This is a genomic window from Alcanivorax sp. DG881, assembly GCF_000155615.1.
Classification (GTDB): domain Bacteria; phylum Pseudomonadota; class Gammaproteobacteria; order Pseudomonadales; family Alcanivoracaceae; genus Alcanivorax.
Genome location: NZ_DS989915.1, coordinates 1,551,636 through 1,570,721 on the forward strand (window position 1 = coordinate 1,551,636; position 19,086 = coordinate 1,570,721).

Genomic DNA, 19,086 nt, shown 5'->3' on the forward strand with positions numbered 1-19,086 from the left:
TTGTTATGTTTCCGAAATTCGACTAACAATCCATACGACAAAAGCAAGAGCTGCAGCAGCCATTAGTGGAAGCATTACTCTATCTGAGCTCCATGGCTTTTTTTCCTTTTTCGCTTCTTCAGTGGCTCTATAGAATTCATCAACGCTTATTGGGCATGAAATCTCGTGCGAGTCATCCTCCATAAACCTATAAGCGTCCTCGAACTGCTCATCCAGACAAACCCATACGGTATAAGCATCTGAAACCACCACTCCCGGGGCTAGGCCAGTGTGTTCTCCACCGATATAGATGGGAACCCCATTCGACTCCAGCAAGAATTTAGCATTCCAAGCTTCTGTTCTATCAATGGTGCTGAACAGCTTTCGCATTCACACCCTCCCCAAAAACATAACGCCCTGTTAAGGGGTGAGCAACGCAATACAAAAGCCGCCGCATACCACCTTAATCACTTAAATCAACGCATAGTGAAAATGCCACGCGTTGCGAATCCCTCTTGAACAGTTTGTTATGCCTTGCCCCACTCGGTTCGAAGGACTGCCAAAACCACTGTATCCCACCACTGTTCTTTGAAAAAACGATGCTCTCTAAAATGTGCTTCTTGGCGCATACCCAGAGACTTACAGAGCTTAATAGCTGGCAAGTTTTTACTGATTGTCTCCGCATAAATGCGGCGAACTCCCAACTCCGAGAAACCAAAATCTGCCAGAGCCAAGGCGGCTTCATGACTTAACTTATTACCTTGAGAGATTCTGGAAAATGCACACCCCATCGAAGCCTGCTGATTGTCCTCTAGGCGTAAACAAACAGTCCCAACGAACTCACCTGACACCTTACATTCGACAGCTAATTGGTATGATTTTCTTGGCTTCTCAGAAGCCTGAGCGATAAACAAGCTTGTTAACTCTCGATATTTATTAGGGTCACAATCGCTTTCGTCATAGAAACGCTGATATTTAGCATCCTGAGACATAGCAACAAAAGCATCTTCATCGTTCGGAGTCATGTCCCTAATAATCAGACGCTTAGTCTCGATTTTAAACATCGAAAGTTCCTTTTTCTTTGTGAAGCATAACGCCGCGAACACGCGCTTGTCGCGTGCTTTGCCTTGTTAATCACTTGTAAATCCCTGCTTCAGTTAGCTTACGCAACATTGTCGAAATCATACCAACGTAGACCGCAAGCATGCCGATCCCAAAAACATACCAGGTTCCCTTGTACAAGAAAGGGCTAGGGGAGAATCCCGCCCACTTTCTGTAAGCAACGTCGGAAAGCGCATAAGCAAACAAAATCAGGACAAACTTCCCCGTTAGCACTAAAGCAGCCTTCTTTCGGGATATACGTCTATCAATTGCGCGTTTCCGTGTAGTTACCTCTGCTCCTGAAATAAGGAAAAAAACAAGTATAAAGGCTATCCAGTCGATCATTCGATTCCCAAAGTATTAACGCCCGGCGCAGCGGGCAAATTGGAGCGAGGAACGAGCGGAAATTTGATCCGCCTGCCGCCGCTTGTTAAATTTTGACTTGCACATACCACTGGCTTCCTTTTGGCTCGACAAAATAATGATATGACACTTCTAGGGGTTTGATTGGAGAGTATATTAAAGAGGCAATTGATGCAGTTAGACTTTCTAGCGGCGTAAACACTGGAACGCCAAAGTCACCCTGCCGAATACTGTGCTCAACTAAAACACGCTCGCCATCCTTAGTCATGTAGCCTTTAGCATGCACAAGCAGATGCAAACCTCTTGCCACTGGATAACCGGCCAAATAAATAACCAACGCTACGAATACGCAGACTTTCCGTTTCTTCACATACTTTCCTGAAAATTTAACGCCCGCCTCAGCCGCCGAAGGTCGGCTTGCAGGCACTTGTTAAGTTATTCTGAACTTGCATACCAGTGATGATAAAAGTCTTCTTGGGTTACTTCTGCCAAAGAAGGAGGAACTATCAGCGTATGCTCATTATTGAAAGACAGCACCAAACAGCCTCTTTGATAATCGAATGACTTCAGCCGTACATGGTCAAGGGGACTCAAAGCCTCACTCCACTCCTCGAATTCGCTAGTATCTCCGGGATACTCGTCGGATCGCATAACCGCTCCGGATAAGTTATTGAGGATCCATGGAGGATCGATCCAAATATATTGCCCCTTCTCCGAAAACCTTAATTTAATCGAATTGCACGCCAGCGTTCGTTCGCAATCACGACCAACAAAGGCATTTATAATCTTTATATCTTCGTCGTGATCCATAGATAGATCTCAAACTTAACAGCGTATTCAGTCGAACGATTCGACCTATCTTTTTTCGACATAATTCTGTATCGGGCAGCGCCTTTCTTAGCTACAAAACCCAGCACAGACAATGACCTGGAGATAATTTGAGAACCGTTCGCAGCCGAAAAAACTCGAATGAGCGGCCTATTTCCCGTATTTCCCAGCATTCCCCTTTCCCTGAAAATCACTTTATATCAACCGTTTAGCTTTTTCTGTAAGCCATATCCTACAAGCAAGGCACCCCCGTCCGGTGAGCACGAACCAAGGACAGGCTGAGCAGACACAAAAAAGCCCGGGGACTTGCGTCGCCCGGGCTTGAGGGGTGTAACCCTGGTTATCGCTCTCCCTTAGCGATCTTCGTACCGTTGGTGCTTGAAGAAGATGCCGGTGTCACCGAACTGGGACAGGGTGAACGGGGACGCCATGACCAGCTCACCGACTTTGGTGGCGCTGTTGCGGCGTTCACGGGCGTAGCGTGCGGTGACCCAAGGCCAGATGGACGTTTTGATGGACTTGGAGGTCGCGTAAACGTCATACACCTTGGTGCCGGGGTTCAGGGCGGTCAGGTCGTCACGGAAATCGTGGGGCGCGGTGCTGATAGTGTTCTTCAAATCACCGTTGGGCACGAAGTAAACCTGAGACGGGGTGTTGGCATTACTCACCGGGGAACCGTCCTGGTTCACCTTGGCCATGTCACTCATGACTACCAGCGTCGGCTTTCTGGACACCAGCGAGAACAGCGTCGTTGTGCCGAGGGTTTCGTTCACTTCCGGCTGGACATAGTTGGACAGTTCGTTGGCAAAGATATTGTGGTTATCGCCCTGCCCGCTAAGGGTATAGAGCGCGGACACGTTTTCAGAACGCTTGCCGTCCACCATCAGTTTCAGCGCCAGCCCCGGCGCAAAGCCACGGTCCGACGGATCGCCAGTTACCGACAAGCGCAGCAGGCCGTGATCTGCCCCCTGGAACAGGCCGGTATAGCCATGGCCTGCCGTCGGCACGAACTGCACCTTGGCCAGCGCACCGCGAGGGTGAATCGGCTTGCTGTAGCCTGGCGGGGTCACGTCGGTGGCATCCTGCACTTTCTTCCACAGAACGGAGTCGATCAGGCCACCAATATCGATGGGTTCGATGGCCGGCACTTCACCGTCTTCGTAGCTGGTACGCAGGGCGCCGTTGACCCACAGGTGGTCCTGTTTCGCCTGGGCAGACCAGGACTGATAGTCCTCGGGAATTTTCAGGCCCCAGGGTTTGAAGGCGTTATCCATGCCCACTAGGCTGCTCGCCAGGTTCGGGTAGTGGCGACGGATGATGTCGACCATGGTGTTCTCTTCTACCCAGTCGATCCCTTCAGCGGTGTAGACCTCGTCGGTGTAATCGGTGGTGAAGAAGCGGTCGGTCATCAGACGGCGTGACGCATTGAGGATAAAGATCTGGAAAGACGTTTCGCCGAAGCCGAAGCCTTCCGGACGCGTCTCTTCTGCCAGCTGGCCCACCAGGGTATCGATCATTTCGATATCGTTGTTGTACAGCGACTTCAGGTCAGCCACCAGCTGCGGATCACTGGATAACTGCTCGAAGCTGGTAAGCGGCTTGAGGCCGATCTGGCGACGGAACTCGTTGTAACGGGGCACGCCACGCTCACGGTCACGCAGCACGTCGATGGCCGCCATATCAATGTCGCCGATCAGCGGCATGGACAGGTTACGCAGGAAGTCCGGGTAGTTGTTCAGTGTCAGCGCACCCGGGTGGGTGATACCGAAGGAATACCACAGGCGATCCTGACCCACATCGGTGAGCAGATCTTCCGCATCACCGTTACGAGTGTCCTGCAGCAAAATTTCTTCGTCCACCACGTTGGAGCCGATGTCGTAGACCTTGATCTCGTCACGCAGCAACGGGTGCATGCGATACACGGAAACAAACTCTTCGGTGAGGGTGTAGGGCACGCCGTAGTTGTTCGGGGTGCGCGAGCCCACCAGGCCGGCCAGGGCGTGTTCGATAGAGCTGGTATCGCCCTGCCCCAGATCGTTATCGATGCCGAGCAGGTTGAAGATACCGCCCAGTTCACCCAGATTGTTGTTCAACTCGTCCAGGTCATCCTGGAATTTGTCGCGCTTGTCACGGTCACCGCCCAGGCCCCACCAGTTGGCGTACATGGCACGCTCGAGCACCGGGTTGGCGAGAATCGCCGGGGTCCATTCCACGGTGTGGATTTTGGCCATCAAGGCAGCGTTAATCAGCCGGGCATGGTCGTAGAGCCACTGATCGGAAGCACCGGGGTTGTTCGCCTTGAGCATATCCGCAATGGCGTTGTGCTCTTGCGTAAACAGGTGGTGCAGCATACTCAGGCCCACCCACCAGTTTTCATTGAAACCGGTAACGGGTTTGCCACTGAGGAAGTCTGTTGGCAAACGGCCATTGCTGTCGACTTTCAGCTTACCGTCCACAAAGGAACGCACTTCGTCGTTGGTTTCCTTGTCACTGCCATACAGCTGCGAGCCATCCCACCAGTGGGTGTTGATGTTCTCGTAGGTCACCAGGGATTCATCGCCGCTGACGTCCGGGTCCGGGCGGGTACGCTGCACGGACATGGTGCCGGAGCCCAGCACGTCGCCAGCCGGCAGCGGAAATTCGATCGGGTTGGCGTCGGTACGCGGGCCATGATCGAACCAGTCATGGACCATGAACTGGATCCAGGAGGTGGCGATGAAGTTCAGGGTGGTGGCGGGTTTGAAATCGCCGCCCCGGGACATGATCAGGTTACTGACTTCCCGCGGGTTCGGGGTCAGCAGATTGCCGCTTTCCGATTCCGCAAAAGACGAGGCCGGATCCACGTTACGGCCAAAGTTCACATTGGCGGAGCCTTCCGCCGGATTATCCAGGATATTACAGGTACCGTCTTCGGTACGGGCCACATGGCTGCGCTCATCGCAGACGATACTGGCGTTTTTTTCACCCCAGCTTTCCATGTCGAACATATTGTTTTCGAGCAGATCTTCCCGTTGACCGGCAAGAACCAGCAGGGCGCCCATTACGCCAAGTGAACCGAACTTGGTCAGGGCTGGCCAGGTAACCCAGGGGGACATAGCCATGATAAACCTCCGTCGTTTTTATTCTCGGGGTATGTCTGATGACAACGACGGCACTCTAGCAATGGGGTCACCCCCTCCACCCCCTCCCCCGGGAGGGGGTGGAGGGGGAAAACGAAAAAGCGCGAACGGGTTCAAGGTTTGGAATGGCAGCTACGAGCTATGAGCTTCGAGCTACGAGGCGCGGGATTGGGTTTGCTTCATCTCGAAAGCCGTGCCCGCGATCATGCGTACGTGCGCGGGCACGGCGCTCAAAAAAAATGGGCATTCCTCGCGCCTCGTAGCTCGAAGCTTGTGTTTATCTAGGCGTGGCGCGCAGCACAGCTTCGGTACGATTGGAGACACCCAGCTTGCTGTAGATGTTTTTCAGATGCCATTTGGTGGTGGTGACAGAAACGCCAGTGCATTCACTGATCTGGGCATTGCTCATGCCGCTTTGCAGCAACTCGAAAATTTCGTTTTCCTTGGGGGTAAGGACGGAATCCGGATCCACTTCCAGGGGATCACTGGCCGGGGTGGCGTTGAATACCGCCGGAAACAGCCCGGTATAGAAATCCGGCAACAGCAACTGCCCTGCCGACCACAACCGATTCATCAACCCCGCCAGGCCTGGTGCTTCATCAAACACGGAGCGATTGATATTGAGCAGTCCATAGCGGGTGATCAACGCATCCACCTTGCGGCTTTGTTCGGTGGCCGTGGCGGCTTTTGAGGTAAGCACCAGCAGGTTGGCCTCGATGATGGAAGCCCGGGTCTTGATGCCCGCCCCTTTCACCACCGCCAACAACCGGCGCAACAGTGTTTCTGCCTCCGCATTACGGCCATGAGCCATCAGCCAGTACACTGCGGCCAGCCCGCGCCGCTCCCAACTCTGGCTATACATGGACGCCTCACCCTCGAGGTTTTCTTCCACCCAGGCCGCCAACTCAAAACGGTCCACTACCACATCCAGCCGCTGCCAGTTGCCGGTGAGTAACGCCTGGCGCGTCATCTCCAGCACTGCCATGCTGACAAAACGTTCGTAATTCCCCAGCTGCAAAATGCCCAACAGTTTTTCCAGCATCCGCTCGGCGCTTTTCTGCTTTCCCTGCAGATGCTGCAGCCGTGACAGGGTGAGATAAACGGTGGATATCACTTCTGTCGCGGAAGCAGACGAGACCATGGGCAGCAGGTCTTCACATACCTGCTGCGCTTCTTCCAGGCGATTCTGGTCGTATAACACCACCACCATGCCGGTGGCCCATAGCGACCAGGTGGGGCAATCCCTGCGGGTGTTGTTAAAGTTCTCGACGATGAAGGCCACCGCTTCACCAATGTGGCCAAGCTGCTGGTTGGCCAACGCAGTGATCAAGCCGGCATAACCCGCCGTAAAACGCTGCCCCAGCCGCAACAACACGTCCCGGGCCTGGGAGGAAAAGGCCAGCGCGGACTCCAGGCGACCATGCTGCAAGTGGTAATAAGCCACCATGGCCAGCGAGAAGGCACGGATATCCCGGTGGCCGCTGCTTTCCATAAGCAACGAAAGATTAGCCCCTTCCATGAAGTCGGTATCGTGCTGGAATAACTGCAAATGCAGCTCCAGAAAATCCACCGTCTGACTGTGATGGTATCGAGCCTCCTTGCCGGAAAAGTCCTGCTCCTTGAGAGCATCAAGATAATAACGGGCACGAAAGAATCGCCGTGACAGGGTCAGCGTGCTGATCAGGGGAGCCGCCAGCTCAAGTCGCCCCAGTATGGTTTCATCGTCCAGGGTTTCCGCCCATTCAAGAATGTGGCTGGAATACCCTTCCTGCAGCCAGAACTCGAAACTTTTTTCCAGGCAGTTACCGAACAGCGCAGCATCACCGGTGCGCCAGGCATGCCAGACGGCCTGTTCGAAATTGCCGGTCTTGATGAAGTAACGGGTCGCCCGCCGGTGAATCGGCACAATGCAGTCGGGCATCTCGATTTTCAGCCGGGCCTGAAGAAAATCCCGCAACAAGGCGTGGTAGCGATAGCTGGCCGGCTTGCCTGGCACCGGCACCAGAAAAAGCTCCCGGCTGGTGAGTTCATCAATCAACCGTGCGGACTGGCGGGTTTGCAGAATTTCATCGCCAAGCTCGGCGTTGACGGTGTCCAGCAGGGCACTTTGCATGAACAAGGTGCGCGCAGAGTCCGGCAGCCCCTTGAGCACCGCATGCCCAAAATAATCCATGATTTCCGGCTGGCTGGCGTTAAAGTCCTGCAGGGTTTGCATGCCCGACCGAATCCCTGCCAGCAGGGCAATTTTCACCCCGGCCACCCAGCCTTCGGTAATCGCCATCAGGTGATCCAGTGCCTGCTCTTCCAGGGCCTCACCGCCCAGCCGCTGATTCAGTTCGCTCACCTCGCTGCGCCGCACTTTCAGGTCAACAGCACTGATCTCCAGCACCTTGTCGTCCAGCCGCAGCCGGCTGACGTCAAACAATGGCTGGGTGCGGCTGGCAATAATCAGGTGCACATTATCGGGCGGGTCTGCCAGCAAGGTAGCGATCACACTGAGCGTTTCTTCACTCTGGATATGCTGAAAGTCGTCGAACACGATAAACAACGGCAATGCCACTTGCTGCAGGGCGTCATACAGTGAGTCGGCAATGGACGACGGCGGCAGCTCGGACACGTCGAACGGCATAAACCAGGAGGTATCAAACGCCGGCACCGCGGCCCGGGTCTTCTCGGCGAAACGGCGCAAGAACCGCACCGGGTCATCATCGGCGCGCTGTAATCCCATCTGCACCACATGGCGCTCGCCGGGCTGCGCCTGCCACTGGTTCAACAAGGTGGACTTGCCGGCACCAGCCGGGGCCAGTAACAAGGTTAACGGCACCCGGTTCGACTGGTTCAGAAGGGTGACAAGGTCTGCACGATAAAACCGGCCACTCAGGGGCCGGGGCGTCTCCGAGCTGGGCATAGCAATCGCTTCCTGGCGTCTTTTTATTATTTTTCAGTGAGTTAGTGCATTCCCGCACGCACTCTGGGTGTTTCTTTAATAGGCAATTTAGCGGATAGCGGCACGGTATACACGTACCGGGTTCGCATTTCACTTGGACTGCCGTGCAATATTTTAGCCTCGTAGTGACGACAATAAGCAGCCTGACGCCCGGTGCCGGACAACTGAAACCGGGCTTCACCACGAAGCACTGGATCAGGGGCTGGCGCCCTTCGCGCTGGAACCATCGCGCCCACAAAAAGCGGAGTGAGCCCCGTCTACCAACAAACACAAAAAAGCCCTCTTCCCGACCAAGGGAAGAGGGCTTTCGTGTTATCACCCGCGATAACGGTAGTCGTCACGGGAATACGTTCTTTTCCGTGCTGCGTGAAGCGTGTCGCGTGCAGCGTCTCCTAATCAAGGAATCGGCAGGTAACCACCATCCACTTCCTTGGTCACAATCGCCACCGCGTTGTGGGCGTGCAGGCTTTCCAGGTGGTTCACACGCAACCAGAAATCCTTGTAGCAGGACTGTGGGTCCAGTGCGGTTTTCAGGCGGCGGGCCGCATCTTCGCAGAACATCAGGTTTTGCCCGTTCAACAGCGCAAATTCCTGCTCGTCTACCCGTTTTACCGCGGTTTGTACCGGGGTTTTCAGGGCGCCTTCGATGGAATCGATCAGCGCCGTGATCGGGAAGGCGTCGCCTTCTGTGTGATCCAGCAGCACGCGCACCTGGGCGATGGAACGCTGGCTGTGCGGAGTGGCCAGCACGCCCTCTTCCGTGCCCAGCCATTCAAACACTGCGTCCGCATCCACTTTGCCTTCGGCGAAGTCCTTGCGGAACTGCTCCTGAATCAGCTGGCGGGACAACGCGGCCGAGCAGGGGCAGGTGGACGAGTACGGCACTTCCACCGACAGCTCAATACGCATGCCGTCTTCACACAGGGTGCCCTTGATGCTGACCGGGTAGCTCTTCCAGCCGGAATAGCTGCTCTTCAGTGCCGCACGGCGCATGGAATATTCAAAGTCGAGCTGCACGAAGCCACGGGTACTGAGGCCTTCATGGGTCTGCAGGAAGTTACGCAGCAGTTGCTCGATGGAGCCGGCACTGACCGAGTGATCACCAAAGGTTTCTTCCAGCATCAGGAACAGGCGCGACATGTGAATGCCCTTGGCATCCGCATTGGCCAGGTTCACATAGGCCTGGATAGAGGTGCTCACCGGGCGCTCGCCAGCCAGGGTATCGCTGACGCGGGCTGGCAAGTGGATCTCACTCATGCCCACCCAATCCAGGGTCGTGTGGATATGATCCACCATGGAGTTGGACGCCACATCCGGCATCTGTTTGGTGCTACCGGCACCGTTGTCACGAGTCATGGGATTCTCCATAGGGGCACTGAAAACAGCCAGGATAAGGCTGCCCAGGTGAACGAAACGGTAATCCGTTCGTCATCGCCCGCTCATACAAGGGGGGCAAGTCTAGCAGAAACTGTCCCGCAAATTGACCATTTACGGGCGCAGGTTTCGCTATAACCGCAACAGAAAGGGGCTATCAGGCAGAAAAGCCCGAATCTTCGTCGCTTCCGACCAATTCCAGGAAGCGGGGCAGCTCGCGCAGGGGCTCGAACATTTCTTCGCTGCGGGCGTGGCGGCGCAGGGTCTCCGAGGTCTGGATGGCGGCCGCCAGGTCGGTCAGGGCGTTCTCGATTTCCCCCAGCCCGGACCAGGCGCAGGCACGCTGGTACAGGGCATGCGAGTTCTCCTCGTCCACTTCCAGCACCCGGTCGCACAGGCTCAGCGCCCAGCGCTGCTCGCCCAGCTCCAGAGCCGCATCGGCTTTCCAGGCCAGCGCTTCCGGATCATCCGGGCGCAATTCCAGAATCCGGTCATAGAGCTCGATCTTGGCCTGGGCGCTGGGCTCCTTGGTGGCCTTGAGCCACAGGCTGTGAATGTCGTTGGTTCGCTCGATTTCTTCCTGGTTCTCGGCGATGGACAGGGATTTGCGGCGCAGCTCGCGCTCCAGGTCCGCCAGGCGGGATTCGTACTCGCTGGTCAGACGCGCCATTTCCTTTTCCGCGTACACCCGCACGTTGTCTTTCAGGTCACGAATGGTGGACCAGCCGACCAGGGCGAGAATCGAAGCGGCACCGGCAATCAGGTAGAAAAAGTAGGTCACCGTGTTGGTGGCGTACCCCATGGCCTTGTCGGCCACTTCCAGCTCCCGGTCGGTGACCAGCAGGTTCATCTGGTTGCGGTATTCCATCATGTCCTGGCGCAGGGCACGCAGCTCACCGAGGATCCAGTTTTCCCGGAACTGGGAAATCACCGGCCCTTTTTCGATCTCGCTCTGGGCTTCCGCTCTCGGCGCTTGCTCAGGCGAAGCGGGCTCCTGCTCTGCCCAGAGACTGCCAGCCAGCGCCAACAACATGCCCAATAGACCGGTACGCAGAATGTGTCTGATCAATGCCTTGCCCTCTCAATACACCCAATCGCCTTTTGCCTGTGCATTTCCCGCCAGGAAACTCGCACAGACGGGAACACACCGGGAAACATTGCCTATGGTCGCATCAAGCCTGCCGAGGTACCAGCGTTGCAGGCTGCTCCCTTGACAGCCTAGCCCCGATGCAATGTAGTGAATGCCACCCACAAGCAATATCAAGGTAAAGGCATGCGACTTAATCGATTTATTTGCGCCGCTACTTTTGGCTTTCTTGCCGCCACGACCACCACCGTCAACGCCGACACCTGGCGTTTCGGCCTGGAGGAAATTGAAGGCAGTGTTCAGCACAGTTACGCCGAACGTTTCAAAGCGCTGGTGGAAGAAAAAAGTGACGGGGAGATTGACGTTCAACTGCTCCCCTATGGCAAATGGGGCTCCAGCTACTCCGCGTTGTATGACGCGATCCAGGGCGGCGCCATTCAGCTGGGTTTTGGTTCCGGCGCCCTGGGCGGCACCGTACCGGAAAGCCAGCTGCTCAACCTGAACTACATCATGCCCAGCGACCAATGGGTAACCGCGCAAGGCCTGAACAGCGACACCTTCCTGAAGAGCAAGGCGTGGCAGGAATCGTTCCGCAAGCGCAGCCTGGTGCCGCTGGCGGCATTACCTGAAGGCTATCAGGTGTGGACCACCAACAAGGCCATCAACACCCCTGAGGACATCGAGAACCTGGGCATCCGCGTGATGGACAACAGCCTGCTGCGGGCCACCTACAAGGCCTATGGCGCCTCCCCCACCTCTATTGCCTACGGCGAACTGTACAGCGCGCTGCAGCAGGGCCAGGCGGAAGGCAACATCCAGCCGGTGTTTGCCCACGAGGAAATGGCGTTCTATGAAGTCCAGGACTACATGATCTTTGCGCAGCAATCCCAGTTCGTCGCCACCCTGATCGGTAACGCCGACTGGTACGACGGCCTGTCTGCGGACCAGCAGAAGATGATCGACGGCATCACCAAGACCCTGGTGCGCGAAGGCCATGATATCCAGACCCAGTACAACGAAGAGCGGCTGGAAACCATCAAGGAAAAGAGCGACATCAATATTGTTGAACTGACCGAGGCCCAGCGTGACGCCTTCCGCAAGAAAGCCAAGCCGGTACGTCAGATCTACATCGATGAAGTGGGCGCACGGGGTGAACAGTCACTCAATGCCCTGCTGTCCGCCTTCGACGAGGCCGCCAAAGGGCAGTAATTCCCCTGGTAGCCGAACATGAAAAAGCCCGGCCGGTTGGCCGGGCTTTTTTATGCCGCTCTGCGGCCACAGCACGGGGCTCGCAGCAGGTTAAGCGCTAATCAGCCACCCAACCCCGGCAACCACAGTGACAACTGCGGGAACAGAATCAGAACGAAGGTCGCTATCAACAGCATGAAGATAAACGGCGGCGTGCCGCGTATCACCTCCAGATAGGGGCGACGGAATACCGCGATGGCGGTGAAGATATCGCACCCGAACGGCGGCGTGGCCGAGCCGATGGCCGCCTGCAAGGTAACAATAACGCCGACGTGGATCGGGTCCAGGTTGGCGGATTCAATCAATGGCTTGAAGATCGGCACCAGAATCAGGATCACCACGATGGGGTCCACAAACATGCAGCCAATAAAGAACGCCACGGCGATCAACGCCAGCGCCGCCACCTGATTCTGACCAATGGATTCAATCGCCGGCCCCAGCAGCTTCTCGGGAATCCCGGCAGTACCCAGGGTATGGGAAAACGCCGCACCAATGGCCACCAGGATAAAGACCACCGCGGTGATCATCCCGGAGGACAGCGCCAGCCCCCCCAGGTCCTTCACGCTGACCTTGCGGAAAATCACCACTTCCAACAGCAAGGCATACGCCACCGCGATGGCCGACGCCTCCACCGCACTGAACAGCCCGCCATAAATGCCGCCGACCACCAGAATCGGGAAGCCCAGTGGCAAGATTGCCCCGCGCATGGCCTTGAAGCGCACTCCCCAGCTGGCCCGCTCCTCTGGCTCAATCCCTTTGACCCGGGCGCCAATCCAGCAGTAGACGGAAAACATCAGCAACACCAGCAGGCCCGGGATGATACCGGCCAAAAACAGGTCGCCAATGGAGGTTTTCATCACCACGCCATAGACAATGAAACCGATGCTGGGCGGGATCAGTAGCGCGATATCACTGGCATTGATAATTAGCGCCAGCGCAAAGCTGTCGGAATAACCCTTGCCCAGCAAACGTGGGCGCATGGGACCACCCATAGCCACCACCGTGGCCTGGGTGGAACCGGATACCGCGCCAAACACCGCGCAAGACATGGCCGTCGTAATGGGCAAACCGCCGCGCAGATGCCGGGTAAAGGCATCCACCACATCCAGTAACCGATTGGCGGTATGGCCCTTGGTGAGAATATCCGCGGCGAAGATAAACATGGGCACGGCCGCCAGCACCCAACTGCCAACCCCATTGACCATCCAGGTGATGGCCTGGTCCGGGCCGAAGAAAGTCAGCCCGGTGAACATCATGAACAATGTCCCCACCGCCAGCGGCACCATCATGGGATACCCCATCATCAGCAACACCAGCATGATCACAGCCAGAATGATTAACACAGCGACAACCCCCTCATTCAGCAGCACTCACAGCAAAAAACCGGCTACGCATCAGCGCTGGCCATCCTGATCATCCACCGCTGTCGCACCCAGCGGCACCGCTTCATAGCTTTCTTCTTCGTTGAACGACCGCCAGACACCCGGCGATACCGCATTGCGGGTAAAGGTCAGCAGGTACTGGATGCCGGCCATGCTGAACCCCGCAGGCAGTGACAGGTAGACCAGCCACATGGGCACCTGCAGTGACGCACTCACCCGGCCACGCTCCTGAATATCAAAGACGTACTGACCGGATTTCCAGGCGAAATAAAACATCAGCGTCGCCGTCCCCAGGCAGATCAACATCTGCAGCCCCTTGCGGGCCTTGCCATTGAGCTGTTCATAGATGGCGGACATGCGGATGTGGCGGGCGTGGCGGGCCGCATAGCCCAGCCCCACGAAGGTCAGTATCACGATCAGCATTTTCACCACTTCATAGGTGCCGGGAATCCCTTCATCAAACAGGGTCTGCCCCACCACATGGCCACTCATCAGCAGGGCCATGGCCAGAATGCAGCCACCGATAATGACGCGCTCAATCACCCCCAGGGTGCGATCCAGCCAGGAAAGAACGAGAAGAAAGGAATCAATCATCATGGCAACGCCTATAAACACGACGACGAAAAACAGCCCCCGGATTCGGGAACTTGAGAAGTCCTTTGTGACACAAAACATGTGCGATTGTCGAAACTGCGAGCCTTTCCCCCTGGCAGGCCATAAACCCCCGCAGAGCAAGGAATGCAGACGATATAGCCGGTCACAACACCGTCACTGTCCGGTATTTATTTTGACATCTAAATGTTTTATCTCTAAGATAGCCTACCACTTATCGCAAGGGATTACTCGCCATTGCCCTGTTTTGATGGAGATAGAATCTTTACATCTCAAAGGTGATTGCAGACAAACCATGTCTAATTTCGGTCACATTACTTTGTTATCAAGAGAATTTTCGGCAATGGCCAGACACGAAGACGTGCTAATCGCATTACGACAGATCATTCGCGCCACGGACCTCTACTCACGAAAGCTGAGCAAGGTTTCCGGCCTGACATCGCCCCAGCTTCTCATCATGCAGGCGATTGCGGCGCACGGTGAGATGACCATGGGGGATCTGGCCAACGAGGTATCGCTGAGCCAGGCCACCGTCACCACCATTCTCGACCGTCTGGAAAAGCGGGAGCTACTGGGACGCAAGCGCGGCGAGCAGGATAAACGCCGTGTTTATGCCCACCTGACCTCCGCCGGCCTGGGTATCATCGAGAAGGCCCCCACCCCGCTCCAGGACGAATTCATCGAACGCTTTGACCGCCTTGAGGATTGGGAGCAATCTTTAATTCTTAGCTCCCTGCAGCGGGTTGCGGCAATGATGAATGCCGGCGATATCGACGCCTCGCCGGTGCTGGATCTGGGGGCCATTGATCGCGCGCAACCGGCGGTAGAAATGAACAGCCGCCGGGACGCAAACTCTTTCTCCAAAACGGACCATAAGTGAAACCATGTCAGCAGACGATGCGAAAAAAACGGATTCATCCACCGACAAATCGGATGACATCACCTTTCGTAAACCTGAAAGCCAGGACGGTAGCCGGGTTCACAAACTGATCAGCGAGTGCAAGCCGCTGGACGAGAACTCCGTCTACTGTAACTTGCTGCAGTGCACCCACTTTGCCGACACCTCCGTGGCGGCAGAGATGGACGGCGACCTGGTCGGCTTTATTTCCGGCTACATCCCGCCCAAGCAGCAAAATGTCCTGTTTGTCTGGCAGGTAGCGGTGCACGAAAAAGCCCGGGGCAAGGGCCTGGCCAAGCGCATGCTGGCCGAACTGATCGAGCGCGAAGAAAGCACCGATGTTCAGTTCATTGAGACCACCATCACCCCGGACAACGAAGCCTCTTGGGGCATGTTCCGCAGCTTCGCCTACCAGCGCAGCATGCCCACGGAAGAATTTATTCTGTTCGATTCGCGCATTCACTTTGCCGGCGAACATAACGACGAATACCTGCTGCGGATCGGCCCGTTTAATCGCGACGAAGCGTAAACGCAGCCCGCAACGCACCAGCAAACCCGAATTCAAGCGAGGACAGGAATCATGGATACAGACATTTTTGAAAGCCACGAATCGGAAGTAATGAGCTATGCCCGTAGCTTCCCGGTGGTATTCGACCAGGCAAAAGGCAGCTACCTGTACGACGAAAACGGCAAGGAATACATCGACTTCCTGGCCGGTGCAGGCACCCTGAACTACGGCCATAACAACCCGGTCCTGAAAGAAAAGCTGCTGGAATATATCCAGCGCGACGGCATCGTTCACGGCCTGGACATGCATACCGCTGCCAAACGTGAGTTCATGGATGCGTTCTATGAAACCATCCTGAAACCTCGCGACATGGACCACGTGATGCAGTTCACCGGCCCCACCGGCACCAACGCGGTGGAAGCGGCACTGAAAATTGCCCGTAACATCAAAGGTCGCGAAAACATCATTAGCTTCACCAACGGCTTCCACGGTGTAAGCCTGGGCGCGTTGGCCGCCACCGGTAACAGCCACCACCGTGGCGTCGCTGGCGTTACCATGGGCGGTGTCACCCCCATGCCGTACGACGGCTACCTGGGTGATGCCTTCGACACCACCGAATACCTGGACAAGGTACTGGGCGATTCCTCCAGCGGCGTTGACCATCCTGCGGCCGTCATCGTGGAAACCGTACAGGGCGAAGGCGGCATCAACGCGGCCAGCTTCGACTGGTTGCGTAACCTGGAAAAAGTCTGCCGCAAGCACGACATGCTGTTGATCCTGGATGACATCCAGGCTGGCTGTGGTCGTACCGGTTCTTTCTTCAGCTTTGATGACATCGGCATCAGCCCTGACATCATCACCCTGTCCAAGTCCCTGAGCGGCTATGGCCTGCCCTTCGCCATGGTACTCATGAAGCCGGAACTGGATCTGTGGAAGCCGGGCGAGCATAACGGCACCTTCCGTGGCCACAACCTGGCTTTCGTGACTGCCGCTGCAGCGTTGAACCACTACTGGCGCGATGACAAGTTCGCCAAGGAAGTGCAGAAGAAAGCGGACATCATTACCGACCACTTCCGTGCTATCGCCACCAGCTACGATGATCACTGGTTCTACCTGAACGGCCGCGGCATGATGCAGGGCCTGGTCGCCCGCGATGGCGAAGTCGCTGGCGAAATCACCAAAGCCTGCTTCAAGCGTCAGCTGGTAATTGAAACCTCCGGCGCCGATGATCAGGTGATCAAGACACTGTGCCCGTTGACCATCAGCGAAGAAGACTTGGTTCGCGCCCTTGAGATCGTCAAGGAAAGCGTCGAAGAAGTGATGACCGACCGCATCAAGCGCGGCGAAGCTCACTCCGTGGCCAGCATCACTGCCTAACACGGCGGTTCACGCTCCCCCGCCTCCTTTCTCGGGAGAAGGGGGAGCGTTATTCCTCTCCCTCCCCCGATTTTTAGCTCAGGAGTTATCCATGATCGTTCGCACTCTGGCTGAAGCCGAGAAGTCTGACCGCTGTGTTAAAGCCGAAAACGGTAACTGGCAGTCTGTCCGCCTGTCTCTGAAAGAAGACAAGATGGGGCACTCGTTCAACATCACCACCATCTTCAAAGGCACCAAGACCCACATCAAATACGCTAACCACTGGGAATCCGTCTACGTGATTTCCGGTAGCGGCAAGATCGAAACCCTGGATGACGGCAAGGTCTATGACCTGACCCCGGGCACCATCTATTTGCTCGACGAGCACGATGAGCATTACCTCTACGGTGGCGAAAACGAAGACATGGTCGTCGCCTGTGCCTTTACCCCGCCCCTGAGCGGCAAGGAAGTGCACGACGAGAACGGCGTGTACCCGGCAGATGTGGATTAAGAGACGCATCATGCAGCATGCAACAGGCTTGCACGCAAAAAAGGGACGCTTCGGCGTCCTTTTTTTATGTCTCTTCGCGGCCGCAACATCCACCATGCTTCACGCAACACGCCAATCCCGCAATTAAAAGGAGCGCCGAAGCGCCCCTTTCTTTTGCGTGTGACGTGCTGCATGTTGCGTGCAGCGCCTCTTATTCAGAACGCATACTTGGCAGTGAACTGCACGCGCTTGAGATTGCCGTCGTCCCCATTCTCGATTTCCCGATCACCATAGATCAGCTCGCCGCCGAGAGAGAGCGGTTTCGCGACCTGCCAGATCAGGTTGGCGTGGGCGCTTTGCACCCGCTTGCTGGTGGTCACCGCCACGGTATCGGGGTTATCCGCTTCACTTACTGAAACCGCAAAGTTGGAACGCCAGCGATCACTCCAGTGATGACGCAACGCCAGCACACCGCTCCATTGATCAATCAGCTCAATACTGCCATCCGCCTCGATCTGTCCTGAGCGGAACGCGTTGAGCGTGGTGTAACGGCCCAGCGCATTACCATAGTTCGCCTGGAAACGAATATCGTCCATGGCCCCCAGCATCATGCGGCCCGCCAGCGACAGGCCGTAGCCGTACTCGCTTTCATCCTGATCCACACCACCAATCGTATCCTGATAGGCCAGTTCACGCCCCATGGCAGAGACACTGACATTGCCCCAGTCACCGGCAATGTTATAGCGCGCCACCAGGTCCGGCATGGCATTGTCGTCATAGGGGTTCTGCGCACCGCCGTAGAGCGTCGTGGACGGGTTCTCAACCGCGAGCATCAGACCACCGCTGGTATAACGAATTTGGGGCTGACGCTCAAACACCGTCCCCGCTGCACCAACAAAATCCAGCGTTTCCGGTAGCGCGCTCACATTAAAGAAGGTGGACCAGGTCTGCCCGAACAACCACTTGTCCCATGTCAGATAGGCATGGCGAATACGCGGTGCATAGCTGTTACTGATGCGCTCGTCACCGATATCGTTGGTCTGGAAATCAATTTCGATATGCCCCCGCACCATGCCGGCAGAGGTCATGGTTTCACTTTTCAGCCAAAAGCGGCTTTGCTTGGCAATAAAGTCCAGCTCTTCCGAACTGGCCTCTCCCCCAACAGGGATCGTGGACGGCACCATGAAATCGCGCCCGACCGAACCGCCAGCCAGGTCGCCATCGCTGTATTTACTCAACATGGTATCGGCTTTGATAAAGCCGCCGAAATCGATTTGGGTATTACCGCTCTTTACACCATCCATCCGCTCTTCAAGCACGATGATACGTTCCTCCAGCGTGGTATCGGCGCTGGCAATGCCTGCCTGCGCCAGCACCAGAGCGCCGCACAAGTACGTGGCTTTTTTTACTGTCATGGCCCTGTCCTCTTATTGTCATCAACACGAAAGTGACTCCGATTGACAGCTTGCTGAGCGTTGTACCAACACTCTATTAGCCATAGGTCGAAGGTGATTAAACGTCAGAGCCCCGACGCGAAATGCCTGACCAGGAAAACGTGAGTGATGACAAGGTTTCTGCCTACTGAATAACCGCACGATGCCAGCGTCGCCTCCCACAAACAGAGAGATAAACCCGGAGCAGTGCCTTGACGGCTTTTCCTTGTTGCGTGAAGCGTGTCGCCTGTGGCGTCATTAAGACCAAGGTCTAATTCAGCCCGGCCTCCTGTTTTTGCACACTCGTGGCATTCATTTCTGCTCCACTTTTCTGGTGAGCACTTTTTCGAGTGAGGGAAGT

The 19,086-nt window shown here is 56.0% G+C and carries 17 protein-coding genes; 5 read left to right on the forward strand and 12 right to left on the reverse strand.

What is annotated here, in order from left to right; translation table 11 throughout:
* Positions 1-3: 3 nt before the first annotated feature.
* The 9 genes from ADG881_RS06915 to ADG881_RS06950 form a co-directional block, all read right to left on the reverse strand.
* Positions 4-369 carry a DUF2007 domain-containing protein gene (locus ADG881_RS06915; protein WP_039926374.1) on the reverse strand — a complete coding sequence of 122 codons (366 nt, stop codon included), beginning with the start codon at positions 367-369 and terminating at the stop codon, positions 4-6.
* 137 nt (positions 370-506) lie between these two features.
* Complete coding sequence (locus ADG881_RS06920) at positions 507-1,043, reverse strand: GNAT family N-acetyltransferase (protein ID WP_039926376.1); 537 nt, start codon at positions 1,041-1,043, stop codon at positions 507-509.
* A 70-nt stretch (positions 1,044-1,113) separates the two neighbouring features.
* Positions 1,114-1,425, reverse strand: a complete 312-nt coding sequence (locus ADG881_RS06925; RefSeq protein WP_039926378.1) for a hypothetical protein — start codon at positions 1,423-1,425, stop codon at positions 1,114-1,116.
* A gap of 85 nt (positions 1,426-1,510) precedes the next feature.
* Positions 1,511-1,813, reverse strand: a complete 303-nt coding sequence (locus ADG881_RS17520) for a hypothetical protein (protein WP_156790361.1) — start codon at positions 1,811-1,813, stop codon at positions 1,511-1,513.
* Between the two features lie 65 nt (positions 1,814-1,878).
* Positions 1,879-2,253, reverse strand: a complete 375-nt coding sequence (locus ADG881_RS17525) for a hypothetical protein (protein ID WP_156790362.1) — start codon at positions 2,251-2,253, stop codon at positions 1,879-1,881.
* Positions 2,254-2,624: 371 nt separating this feature from the next.
* Positions 2,625-5,372 carry a peroxidase family protein gene (locus tag ADG881_RS06935; protein ID WP_039926381.1) on the reverse strand — a complete coding sequence of 916 codons (2,748 nt, stop codon included), beginning with the start codon at positions 5,370-5,372 and terminating at the stop codon, positions 2,625-2,627.
* 295 nt (positions 5,373-5,667) lie between these two features.
* Complete coding sequence (locus ADG881_RS06940) at positions 5,668-8,298, reverse strand: LuxR C-terminal-related transcriptional regulator (protein ID WP_083787467.1); 2,631 nt, start codon at positions 8,296-8,298, stop codon at positions 5,668-5,670.
* A gap of 435 nt (positions 8,299-8,733) precedes the next feature.
* The gene (gene folE2, locus ADG881_RS06945) at positions 8,734-9,693 is read right to left on the reverse strand and encodes a GTP cyclohydrolase FolE2 (RefSeq protein WP_230457703.1); all 960 of its coding nucleotides are present in this window, start codon (positions 9,691-9,693) and stop codon (positions 8,734-8,736) included.
* Between the two features lie 175 nt (positions 9,694-9,868).
* The gene (locus tag ADG881_RS06950) at positions 9,869-10,780 is read right to left on the reverse strand and encodes a tetratricopeptide repeat protein (RefSeq protein ID WP_039926383.1); all 912 of its coding nucleotides are present in this window, start codon (positions 10,778-10,780) and stop codon (positions 9,869-9,871) included.
* Positions 10,781-10,984: 204 nt separating this feature from the next.
* Here ADG881_RS06950 and dctP point away from each other — a divergent pair, with 204 nt between their 5' ends.
* Positions 10,985-12,007: a TRAP transporter substrate-binding protein DctP gene (gene dctP, locus ADG881_RS06955; RefSeq protein ID WP_039926384.1), complete on the forward strand. Its 1,023-nt coding sequence runs from the start codon at positions 10,985-10,987 to the stop codon at positions 12,005-12,007.
* A gap of 101 nt (positions 12,008-12,108) precedes the next feature.
* On the opposite strand, the gene ADG881_RS06960 is transcribed toward dctP, so the two are convergent.
* Positions 12,109-13,389, reverse strand: a complete 1,281-nt coding sequence (locus ADG881_RS06960; RefSeq protein WP_039926386.1) for a TRAP transporter large permease — start codon at positions 13,387-13,389, stop codon at positions 12,109-12,111.
* Positions 13,390-13,440: 51 nt separating this feature from the next.
* Positions 13,441-14,025, reverse strand: coding sequence for a TRAP transporter small permease (locus ADG881_RS06965; protein ID WP_007150973.1), 585 nt, complete (start codon positions 14,023-14,025; stop codon positions 13,441-13,443).
* A gap of 358 nt (positions 14,026-14,383) precedes the next feature.
* Here ADG881_RS06965 and ADG881_RS06970 point away from each other — a divergent pair, with 358 nt between their 5' ends.
* From ADG881_RS06970 to ADG881_RS06985, 4 genes are all read left to right on the forward strand, one after another.
* Positions 14,384-14,920: a MarR family winged helix-turn-helix transcriptional regulator gene (locus tag ADG881_RS06970; RefSeq protein ID WP_007149076.1), complete on the forward strand. Its 537-nt coding sequence runs from the start codon at positions 14,384-14,386 to the stop codon at positions 14,918-14,920.
* A 4-nt stretch (positions 14,921-14,924) separates the two neighbouring features.
* The gene (gene ectA, locus ADG881_RS06975) at positions 14,925-15,467 is read left to right on the forward strand and encodes a diaminobutyrate acetyltransferase (protein ID WP_007150912.1); all 543 of its coding nucleotides are present in this window, start codon (positions 14,925-14,927) and stop codon (positions 15,465-15,467) included.
* A gap of 51 nt (positions 15,468-15,518) precedes the next feature.
* Positions 15,519-16,823, forward strand: coding sequence for a diaminobutyrate--2-oxoglutarate transaminase (gene ectB / locus ADG881_RS06980; protein ID WP_007149054.1), 1,305 nt, complete (start codon positions 15,519-15,521; stop codon positions 16,821-16,823).
* A gap of 91 nt (positions 16,824-16,914) precedes the next feature.
* Positions 16,915-17,313: an ectoine synthase gene (locus ADG881_RS06985; RefSeq protein ID WP_007149683.1), complete on the forward strand. Its 399-nt coding sequence runs from the start codon at positions 16,915-16,917 to the stop codon at positions 17,311-17,313.
* A gap of 194 nt (positions 17,314-17,507) precedes the next feature.
* Here ADG881_RS06985 and ADG881_RS06990 read toward each other — a convergent pair whose 3' ends face one another.
* Positions 17,508-18,707, reverse strand: coding sequence for a DcaP family trimeric outer membrane transporter (locus tag ADG881_RS06990; protein WP_007149794.1), 1,200 nt, complete (start codon positions 18,705-18,707; stop codon positions 17,508-17,510).
* Positions 18,708-19,086 lie beyond the last annotated feature (379 nt).

Coding starts and splice junctions, on each gene's coding strand:
- ectA (WP_007150912.1), top strand. CDS start 14,925: ATGTCAGCAGACGATGCGAAAAAAACGGATTCATCCACCGACAAATCG.
- dctP (WP_039926384.1), top strand. CDS start 10,985: ATGCGACTTAATCGATTTATTTGCGCCGCTACTTTTGGCTTTCTTGCC.
- ADG881_RS06920 (WP_039926376.1), bottom strand. CDS start 1,043: ATGTTTAAAATCGAGACTAAGCGTCTGATTATTAGGGACATGACTCCG.
- ADG881_RS06935 (WP_039926381.1), bottom strand. CDS start 5,372: ATGGCTATGTCCCCCTGGGTTACCTGGCCAGCCCTGACCAAGTTCGGT.
- ADG881_RS06985 (WP_007149683.1), top strand. CDS start 16,915: ATGATCGTTCGCACTCTGGCTGAAGCCGAGAAGTCTGACCGCTGTGTT.
- folE2 (WP_230457703.1), bottom strand. CDS start 9,693: ATGACTCGTGACAACGGTGCCGGTAGCACCAAACAGATGCCGGATGTG.
- ADG881_RS06925 (WP_039926378.1), bottom strand. CDS start 1,425: ATGATCGACTGGATAGCCTTTATACTTGTTTTTTTCCTTATTTCAGGA.
- ADG881_RS06965 (WP_007150973.1), bottom strand. CDS start 14,025: ATGATGATTGATTCCTTTCTTCTCGTTCTTTCCTGGCTGGATCGCACC.
- ADG881_RS17525 (WP_156790362.1), bottom strand. CDS start 2,253: ATGGATCACGACGAAGATATAAAGATTATAAATGCCTTTGTTGGTCGT.
- ADG881_RS06970 (WP_007149076.1), top strand. CDS start 14,384: ATGGCCAGACACGAAGACGTGCTAATCGCATTACGACAGATCATTCGC.
- ectB (WP_007149054.1), top strand. CDS start 15,519: ATGGATACAGACATTTTTGAAAGCCACGAATCGGAAGTAATGAGCTAT.
- ADG881_RS06990 (WP_007149794.1), bottom strand. CDS start 18,707: ATGACAGTAAAAAAAGCCACGTACTTGTGCGGCGCTCTGGTGCTGGCG.
- ADG881_RS06915 (WP_039926374.1), bottom strand. CDS start 369: ATGCGAAAGCTGTTCAGCACCATTGATAGAACAGAAGCTTGGAATGCT.
- ADG881_RS06940 (WP_083787467.1), bottom strand. CDS start 8,298: ATGCCCAGCTCGGAGACGCCCCGGCCCCTGAGTGGCCGGTTTTATCGT.